The organism is Mangrovactinospora gilvigrisea, assembly GCF_001879105.1.
Lineage (GTDB): Bacteria > Actinomycetota > Actinomycetes > Streptomycetales > Streptomycetaceae > Mangrovactinospora > Mangrovactinospora gilvigrisea.
The window spans coordinates 1-8,102 of sequence record NZ_MLCF01000111.1 but is presented as its reverse complement, the minus strand read 5'-3'; the positions used below and the strand labels follow the sequence as shown (position 1 = coordinate 8,102).

The 8,102-nt window shown below is 68.8% G+C and carries 10 protein-coding genes; 6 read left to right on the top strand and 4 right to left on the bottom strand.

The window, feature by feature from the left end; translation table 11 throughout:
- Nucleotides 1-15: 15 nt before the first annotated feature.
- Nucleotides 16-144, bottom strand: a complete 129-nt coding sequence (locus tag BIV57_RS26850; protein ID WP_473234605.1) for a lariocidin/triculamin family lasso peptide core domain — start codon at nt 142-144, stop codon at nt 16-18.
- A gap of 389 nt (nt 145-533) precedes the next feature.
- On the opposite strand from BIV57_RS26850, the gene BIV57_RS25305 reads away from it, so the two are divergent.
- Entirely contained in the window at nt 534-677 is a 144-nt protein-coding gene (locus BIV57_RS25305) for a hypothetical protein (protein ID WP_175548788.1), read from the top strand.
- A gap of 925 nt (nt 678-1,602) precedes the next feature.
- Here the strand turns inward: BIV57_RS25305 and BIV57_RS18100 are convergent.
- Nucleotides 1,603-1,782 (bottom strand): hypothetical protein, encoded by a 180-nt coding sequence (locus tag BIV57_RS18100; RefSeq protein WP_071657885.1) that lies wholly within the window; start codon nt 1,780-1,782, stop codon nt 1,603-1,605.
- 168 nt (nt 1,783-1,950) lie between these two features.
- Here BIV57_RS18100 and BIV57_RS18095 point away from each other — a divergent pair, with 168 nt between their 5' ends.
- The 5 genes from BIV57_RS18095 (at nt 1,951) to BIV57_RS18075 (ending at nt 6,524) form a co-directional block, all read left to right on the top strand.
- Entirely contained in the window at nt 1,951-2,133 is a 183-nt protein-coding gene (locus BIV57_RS18095) for a hypothetical protein (RefSeq protein ID WP_071657884.1), read from the top strand.
- Nucleotides 2,134-2,460: 327 nt separating this feature from the next.
- The gene (locus BIV57_RS18090) at nt 2,461-3,918 is read left to right on the top strand and encodes an MFS transporter (protein WP_079170446.1); all 1,458 of its coding nucleotides are present in this window, start codon (nt 2,461-2,463) and stop codon (nt 3,916-3,918) included.
- A 371-nt stretch (nt 3,919-4,289) separates the two neighbouring features.
- Nucleotides 4,290-4,556, top strand: coding sequence for a hypothetical protein (locus tag BIV57_RS18085; RefSeq protein WP_071657882.1), 267 nt, complete (start codon nt 4,290-4,292; stop codon nt 4,554-4,556).
- A gap of 285 nt (nt 4,557-4,841) precedes the next feature.
- On the top strand, nt 4,842-5,129 hold the full coding sequence (locus BIV57_RS18080) for a hypothetical protein (protein ID WP_071657881.1): 288 nt from the start codon (nt 4,842-4,844) through the stop codon (nt 5,127-5,129).
- 252 nt (nt 5,130-5,381) lie between these two features.
- Nucleotides 5,382-6,524 carry a DUF475 domain-containing protein gene (locus tag BIV57_RS18075; protein WP_245797789.1) on the top strand — a complete coding sequence of 381 codons (1,143 nt, stop codon included), beginning with the start codon at nt 5,382-5,384 and terminating at the stop codon, nt 6,522-6,524.
- 293 nt (nt 6,525-6,817) lie between these two features.
- Here BIV57_RS18075 and BIV57_RS18070 read toward each other — a convergent pair whose 3' ends face one another.
- Together BIV57_RS18070 and BIV57_RS18065 are read right to left on the bottom strand one after the other, a co-directional pair.
- Nucleotides 6,818-7,018: a hypothetical protein gene (locus BIV57_RS18070; protein ID WP_139275712.1), complete on the bottom strand. Its 201-nt coding sequence runs from the start codon at nt 7,016-7,018 to the stop codon at nt 6,818-6,820.
- A gap of 579 nt (nt 7,019-7,597) precedes the next feature.
- Nucleotides 7,598-7,858, bottom strand: a complete 261-nt coding sequence (locus BIV57_RS18065; RefSeq protein WP_139275711.1) for a hypothetical protein — start codon at nt 7,856-7,858, stop codon at nt 7,598-7,600.
- Between the last annotated feature and the right edge of the window lie 244 nt (nt 7,859-8,102).

The window sequence follows — 8,102 nt, the reverse complement described above, 5'->3', positions numbered from 1 at the left end:
GTCAGGCGTCAGGCGTCAGCCCTGACGACCCAGCGAGAGCAGCGCCCCCGCCAGCTCCCGCAGCGTCCGACGCGACTCACGGAACGCGAACCCCTTCGCGCCGTGACCGTGGCTACCGTCACCCGGGTGCGACTTCTTGGACATAACAACTCCCCTGGTAGAAGGACAACCGAGATGGTGAATCCCGGCCCGCCACCCGGAAGATCCCTACTTCCTGATGACATGTAGAGCATAGCATCGAGAGCAGATAAAGCGCAACCCTCAAGCGCGCGCACGAACGCGCGCCCAGGCTTCGGGACGTTGGGCACAGGGGTGCGCGGGGGCCACCGTTTCGCCTCCGCGGTCCCGCCCGTGCCGACTGCTTCGCATGCGACGGCAGCGACCCCATGCCCTTGATCGCCGACGCACTCCCAACCGACGCCACCCGCGCCCCAGAAGCCCGCCCACGCCCCCTCTTTACAGAAGCAAACGCATTCGCTATACTAAAGATATCAACCAAAGGGGCTCACCACCCCGAGACCAGGAGGTTCACCATGCCCCCGACCAACATGCTCAGCCTCGCCAGCATGACCACCGCCGCCCAGTGCCCCGACCCCGAGTGCGACGGCGAACTCCAGCCCGCAGGCGAAGGCGGCGGCCGCCAGCGCTGCGACACTTGCGGCCTCACCGTCGGCTAACCGACACCCAAGACCAGCGGCCCCCGCGACTGCGGGGGCCGCTGGCATTCCCGCCACACGAATTGCGCACGTGTTGTCATCGCAGCTGGCACACACGGGACCTGACGGCCAACCAGTTGCATTCCAGGGCGGCCCGCGGGCCGCCGGGCGGTGCGTGCCAACAGGCGTGCGGGGTACAGGGGGGCGGGGAGGCGCCCCCAGTCCGGCCGCGCCCCTTCACCTCTCGGCCATGGCGTTTTCGTGAGAAAAATACTATGCTTTTAGTGTCACGAAGAGGTAGGGCTCGCCGCCCCGCCTCTCCCACCACCAAGGAGGCACTCACCATGCCGCTCGTCACCGGACCCCGAAGCGCCGCCGCAGCCCTCGCCTTCGCCGCCACGGTCACCCTCGGGGCTCTCCTCGCCCCCAGCCCCCACCCCCACGCCGCGGCGCCCGCCTCAACCACTGCGCCCGCCAACGGGAAGCACCCGACGACACCCACCACATCGCCCACCCGGTAGGACCCCCATCGGCGGGCACCCGGCGCAGCTCGGCGCGCCCGCCGTGGTCGGCGTGGTCGGCCTGGTCGGCGAACACAGAAAGGCCCGGGGCCCGAACCATGGGGCAAGCAGTCTTGGGGGTCGCTTGCACGGCGGTTCGGGCCCCGGGTACGCGCCACTACGTGGGGGGTGTCTAGCAGCGCCGCAGGCCCGGATGGGAGGTTCCGAAGAACTCCGGGCCGATGACCAAGAGTGTACTACCGAAGTGTCTAGACACAGTAACCAACGGACCCCACTTCCGTCCGCGTCCGGCACGCGGCGCCCTCGGGAAGGCGCACGCCCGCGGGGGCGGCGGGGAGAGGGGGCAGCAGTTCCGGCCACCAGGCCCACGCGCCTCCCCCGCCCGCGTCGCCAGGGGCGGCGCGGGCGGGGGAGGTGGCCCGGCGTCAGATGTCGCGTCGCATGGTCCGCAGGTGGGCGTCGAGGTCGCCGTCACCGAGGTTGCGCAGCTCCGGGTACTCGGTCCGCGCCCAGGCGCGCAGGGCCGCGTCGTTGTTGGGCCGGTCGCGCAGCTCGCGGAGCTTGTTGGCGAGCGCGGCGAAGATCGTGCGGATGCCCTTGGTCATGGCTGGCGCCTTCCTGGCTGGTGAAGCCGGTTTCCGGTGGTGAGCCGGTCAGCCCGTCCGAACTGATGCCTTAAGCATAGCAAACGACTTGCCAAGGGTCTAGCCTGATGCTAGTTTTTAGCAATCACCAATTGCGGTCACCAGCCGCGCGAGGAGAGAGGCAGCCCCATGCCCGAATTCGCAGACGGGACGTTCAAGGTGAACGGCCAGACGTACACGATCCGCACCAGGGGCGGCGTCACGCGCCTGCTGCGCGCGGACGGGACGACGGTCCCCGGCAGTGAAGTCAGGGAGCCCACGACCACCGTGGCGCTCGTCGAGAAGTACACGAAGCTGATCACCGAGGGCTGACCGTCCCGGCGCGGCGGCGCCCCCCAAGACTCAGGGGCGCCGCCACGCGCGCGGCCGCGGCAACACCTCGAGCCAGACCGCCAGATGAGGGGACGGCAGGCATAGGGGACTCCGGGGGGCCACCGAGGCTCGACGGTCAATCCCCGGGGCGCTTCGGTGCACGCGGGCCGCCGAAAGCCGCAGGTCCGCACGCCGGACCCCCGCCGGACCCCACGCCAGATGGCATGACATATTGAGGTCAATGCGCTATGATTGATAAATCAGGGTTCACCACCCTTCGACCGCGCGGGCCGCCACCCCGCACCCCTCACCAGGGAGCACGCACCAATGAGCCGCATCACGTCCCGATCGCCCCACCCCACTTGGGCGCTCGCGGTCCTCCTCGGGTCTACCTTCATGGTGGTCCTCAACTTCTTCGTCACCACCGCCGCCCTCCCCTCCCTCGCGACCGACCTGCACGCCAACACCGCCGCGCTGCAATGGATCAGCGCCGGATACGGCCTCGCCTTCGCCGCCGGACTGATCACCTCCGCACGGCTCGGCGACCTCTACGGCCGCCGCAAAGTCTTCGTGTGGGGCCTGATCGTCTTCACCGCCGCATCGGCGGCGTGCGCCGCCGCTCCCACCATCGGCATCCTCAACGGCACCCGCATCGCCCAAGGCATCGGCGCCGCCCTGATGGGGCCGCAAGTCCTCGCGTTCTTCTCCGCCATGTTCACCGGCCACGCACACCGCCGCGCCGTGGCCTGGCAAAACACCGTCGTCGGCGCGGCCAGCATCGGCGGCCAGATCATCGGCGGCCTCCTGATCACCGCCAACATCGCCGGACTCGGCTGGCGTTCGGTCTTCGTGATCAACGTCCCCCTTGGGCTGATCGCCATCGTCCTCGCCCTGCGCTGGGTCCCCGAATCCCGCGCCGCCAACGCCGGGCGCGGTCTGGACGTGGCCGGAACCCTCATGACGGTTCTGGGCCTGGTCGGGGTGGTCCTGGCGCTGGTCCAGGGACGCGAGACCGGATGGCCGCTGTGGTCGTTCGTCGTCCTGGTCGCCGCCATGCTGGCCCTGGTGATCTTCGTCCGTCACCAGCGCATCCGCACCAAGCGGGGCCGCACACCCCTTCTCGACCTCGCCGTCTTCCGGTACTCCGGATTCAGCTCCGGTCTGGGCGGGATCGGCGTGCTCTACGCCGTCACCGGGGTCATGTCGGTGGTGCTGTCCCTGTACTTGCAGCAGGTCAAGGGCCTGACCGTGCTTGAGGCGGGCGGCATGTTCGCCGTGCTGAACGTCGGGTTCCTGCTCACCTCCACCCGACAGGCGAAACTGACCACCCGTCACGGCGTCAAGGTCGCCGTGTGGGGCGCGCTGATCCTCGCCATCGGATACGCAGTACTCGCCGTCTCCGGCACCACCGGCGGAACCCACGGATGGCTGATCATGGCGGCGGGGCTCATCCTGGCGGGCGCGGGTCAGGCTCTCGCCAACGGCGCGCTCACCTCCTCCGTCACCGCCACCGTGGAAGGCCACCACGCGGGCGCGACTGCCGGGGTCCTGATGACGGTGCAGGAAGCGGCGGGCCCGGTCGGCGTCGCACTGCTGGGAGTCGTCTACTTCGCAACCTGGGGCGGCTTCACCGCCGCACTCGCGGCCATGTCCCTCGCCGCGCTCGTCTCGGCGGTGTTCGCTCGCCAGCACGCGCGAGCCGTCAATGCCCCTGACGCGCCCGATGGTTCCGAGGCTCCCGGCGCTCCTGACGCTCCCGGCGGTTCGGCGGGAGGCCGCGCGTAGCGCGGGGGTGCGCCGCCCCAGGGACGGGGCGGCGCACCCCCGCGCTCCCAGGTCCGCCTACGCAGCGTTACCGCTGCGGGGCGGGCGCCGCACCCGCACCGGGCGGGGCCGACTGACCACCGCCGCGCCGGGCGGCACTACGCAGGCCGCGATGCAGCTGCGGGGGCGACGGGTACAGGGGGTCGCCGCAGGGGCGCAACGCAACGGCGGGTCGGTCAAGTAGCGGCAGCGTCACATGACACTTACCTCCCCGCCTGAACTATGTATCCCTGTTGGTCATTATTTGCTGATGTTAATCCTCATAGAGTCTTAAGTGTCAGGTCAAGGGGTCACCACCCCAAAGACACCAAGAGGCTTGAAAGGGGATCGACATGACCGCATCCGACATCGCCAAGGCCGCTGCCAACAAGGCGCGCGTGGCTGCCGCGAAGAAGAAGATCAACAAGCTTGAGGCGGAGCTCTCCGAGGCGCGGGCCGCGCTCAAGGAGGTCAAGAAGGTCGCGCAGGAAATGCACCGCAAGGGCTACAAGGAGCAGGCGAAGACCTACGCCAAGCAGGTCGGCCGCTGGACCGGGACCGTCTCGAAGCTGGAGAAGGAGATCAAGAGCAATCAGCAGACGATCGACAAGCTGAGCTAGCCGCCAACGGGCAAACGGCTACCCGCCATGCCCCGCAGGGCCCCGGCCATACGGTCGGGGCCCTGCGGGCAGTGACAGCCGGATCCGCCCGTCCAGGAAGCGAGGCCGTGGCTGGACTGCCGTGGAGAGGGCGGCTGGGAGCCCAGCAACGCCCCCTCGGACCCAATCCGTGGGGAAGCCCAATCGGGCGCCGCCAATCCGGGAGAGCCGGGAGACCAGCACGGAAACTATGCTATAGTTGTCATCAGAAGGGGTTACCAGCCCGGACGAAACGGAGCACTCACCATGCCCAGCACCAGCCTCACCGCGATCCGCAACGCCATCGAGGCCGAGCGCGACACCGCAGGCCCCGGCCCCCACCCCAGCAACGTCACCCCCAACACCCTGATCGTCTCCATGGGCACGAACGCCCTCTACATCTGCAAGTACAGCGGCGGCCCCGTGTACGCCATCACCGACAGCGGCGGCAGGTTCGCCTTCAACGAGAGCCAGCAGGCCCCCACGCGCACCCTCCCCAACAACACCCCCGCCGCCGACGTCGCCCGGCTGTTCCTCGGCGAGTTCCACCTCTGACCTTCACCAAGGCACTGCGGCCCGCCCCCGGTTCGGAGGCGGGCCGCGCCGGACATTCACGCCACAGAGCCCCGCGGGGCGCCGCGGGGCGCCGCGGGGACGCCCTGCAGAGGGGCCCTCCTGCGCGGATAGGACAGTGGCGGCGCGCGATCGACCACATCCCGCACATTTACGACTCATCTCATATTTGCTATACTTGAGTCATCACATTGTCGTCCGGTTCGCCCGGCCGACACACCACCTGGAAGGGGGATGATGAACCTCAAACGATCACTTGCGGGCATGGCGCTCTTCGCGGCGTTAGCCCTCACCATCGCGGGATTCACCTGGGGGGCCGCCGGAGCCCTGACCGTCGCCCTACTGGCGATCATGGAGACGTCGGAGTCATTCGACAACGCCGTCATGAACGCGAAGATCCTGCGCAAGCTCAGTGCCAAGTGGCAAAAGCGGTTCATGACCTGGGGGTTCGCGTTCGCCGTGGGCGGTATGCGGCTGGTGTTCCCGGTCCTGATCGTCGCCATCACCGCACACATGAGCCCCGTGCACGCGGTCATGCTCGCGCTGCACGAGCAAGACCGCTATCAGCACCTCGTGACCGCCGCACAACCGGCCATCAACGGATTCGGCGGGACCTTCCTGCTGATGATCTTCCTGGACTTCCTCCTGACGAGCCGTGACCTGGCCTGGCTGACGGCGATCGAACGACCCATCGCCAAGCTCGGCAAGATCGAATCGCTGAGCGTGGTCATCACCCTCGCCGCGCTGCTGGCCACCTCCGGAACCCTCGCGCACCACTCCGCCAACGGCGGACACGACGTCAGCGGAACCGTCCTGATCTCCGGGATCGCGGGCCTGATCACCTACCTGATCGTCAAGGGCGTGTCCGACTACTTCGAGAGCCGCGTCAACACCGACGGGGACGACGGGGACAACGGAAAGCCGAGCAAGAGCACCGGCGGCGTGGGCCTGGTGGGCGGCGCGGCCCTCGCGATGTTCATGTACCTGGAGACGGTTGACGCATCGTTCAGCTTCGACGGTGTGATCTCCGCGTTCGCGATCACGCATCAGATCTTCATGATCGCGATGGGGCTGGGCGTGGGCGCGCTGGTCGTCCGCTTCCTGACCGTCTACATGGTCCAACTCGGCACCATCGATGAGTACGAGTACCTGGAACACGGCGCGCACTACGCCATCGGGGCACTCGCCGTGATCCTCGGCGTGGGCATCCGCTACGAGGTCCCCGAACTGATCACGGGCCTGGTGGGCGCGCTGTTCATCGGCGCGGCGTTCGTCTCGTCCCTGGTGCGCAACCGGCGGCGACGCGCCAACGGCGGCGGGCACTCAGCACAGGGTGCGCCCGAGACTGGCGCGGGCTCCGCAACCGTCACCGGCTGACAGATCAGCGCATGGCTGCGCCCGCCCCGGTTCCGTCCGGGGCGGGCGCAGACGCGTCGAGACGCGTCCCCACGCCGATCCTTCGGCCCACTTGGGCGACATCGGCCGGGGCGCCCGCAGGTGCGGAAAGGAGAGGGGGCACGGGGCCGCCCCGCAGACCCGCGACGCCAACGTCGGCGCCGACGTGATCCGCGTCCCGCGCGGGGCAGAGAGGTTGTGGCGCGGCCGCGCCCCCGGCGCGCCGTCGAACGCATCACGCGGCGCACGGCGCACCGGAGGCCAACCCGCGGCGATCAGACGAACGTCGGGACGTCCAACCGCTCCAGCGCCTTCGCCAGCAGCGTCATGGGGGTAGCCGCCGTGAAGGCGCCCCCAACCCGCTTCCCGGCCTTCAGCGCGTAGAAGGTCGTCCCGCCCGCGTGCTCGATCCCGTACAGCGTCCCCAGGTAGTAGAACCCGAGATACCCCCCACCGGGGGGACCGTACGGGCCCACGCGGTCATGCCCGCACGCGACCAGTTCGTCAGACACGGCTTTCAGCGCTTCGCTCGACGGCATAGCCCTACTCCGTTCCGGCTGGTGAAACCGAATATGGTGACGTGAATAAGGTAGTGCATATAAGGCTCTTTGCGCAATGACTTGCCAGGCGGGACGGGGGAGCATCAGCACGAAGGCCCGGGCGCGCCGGTTCGTTTGATCCGGGCGCCCGGGCCTTCGCGGTGGCGGAAGCCCGCCGCTTGGTTGCGCATCACCGGCCGAAAGGCGGTGAGGGCGCGTCAGCCGCGCGGGGACAGGCCGCGCAGCACACGCGGAGCCCGGCCCACCCCCGTTGGAAGGTCCGATTCCGGTCTGATCGCGAAAATGTACATGATAATTGCGCCGTAAGTGATATGTAGTTGCAATAGGCATTAATATAAATCAGGTGACGTTCCGTCAGAATCAGTCAGTGAGCTCCCCGGAGGGACCAGGGCGCCGGGCAAGGGGGGGGTCGGGCCGGGTTCGAACCTCACCCGCCACACGAGCGGGCCCCGGCGCACAGCGCCAGGGCCCGCCGCTCACAGCCTCGCGGAACCGTCAGACATCCGCCGGAAGGCCCAGCCGCTCGATCGCGAGACGCGCGATCGTCACGCCGTCACGCGTGTCGGGCAGCGGGCCGCCCACCTCCTTGCCGTCCATCATCGCGAAGAAATCCATGCCCACCGCCTTGATCGCGTACGCCGCGCCGTCGTGGAACCAGCCGACCGTACCGTTGGCCCGCGCGGTGGCGCTGTAGCCGCGAGCGTTGATGTTGCCCATCGCCACTCGAAGCGGCTGCGTCAGACCGTCATTACCCATGACCGAACTCCATTCCCGGGGTGGTAACCCCACTTGGTGACCCTCAAAAGATATCAGTTGGCGTTCGTCGACACCAGCCTCAAACGCGCCAACCAACCCGCCCGGCACAACAGGGGCGTTGGGCAGAGGGAGGCTGCGGGGCGACGTCGAGCGGCGACACACCGCCCCCCGCGTCGTCCGGTGCTGGGGTCCCCTCCCGACGCCCCCAGCACCCCGCCCCCCGCCCCGCCCCGCCCCGCCCCTA

Excerpts from the sequence above, each read along its gene's own strand:
- BIV57_RS18090 (WP_079170446.1), top strand. The coding sequence starts at position 2,461 with ATGAGCCGCATCACGTCCCGATCGCCCCACCCCACTTGGGCGCTCGCG.
- BIV57_RS18095 (WP_071657884.1), top strand. The coding sequence starts at position 1,951 with ATGCCCGAATTCGCAGACGGGACGTTCAAGGTGAACGGCCAGACGTAC.
- BIV57_RS18075 (WP_245797789.1), top strand. The coding sequence starts at position 5,382 with ATGATGAACCTCAAACGATCACTTGCGGGCATGGCGCTCTTCGCGGCG.
- BIV57_RS18085 (WP_071657882.1), top strand. The coding sequence starts at position 4,290 with ATGACCGCATCCGACATCGCCAAGGCCGCTGCCAACAAGGCGCGCGTG.
- BIV57_RS26850 (WP_473234605.1), bottom strand. The coding sequence starts at position 144 with ATGTCCAAGAAGTCGCACCCGGGTGACGGTAGCCACGGTCACGGCGCG.
- BIV57_RS18080 (WP_071657881.1), top strand. The coding sequence starts at position 4,842 with ATGCCCAGCACCAGCCTCACCGCGATCCGCAACGCCATCGAGGCCGAG.
- BIV57_RS25305 (WP_175548788.1), top strand. The coding sequence starts at position 534 with ATGCCCCCGACCAACATGCTCAGCCTCGCCAGCATGACCACCGCCGCC.
- BIV57_RS18065 (WP_139275711.1), bottom strand. The coding sequence starts at position 7,858 with ATGGGTAATGACGGTCTGACGCAGCCGCTTCGAGTGGCGATGGGCAAC.
- BIV57_RS18100 (WP_071657885.1), bottom strand. The coding sequence starts at position 1,782 with ATGACCAAGGGCATCCGCACGATCTTCGCCGCGCTCGCCAACAAGCTC.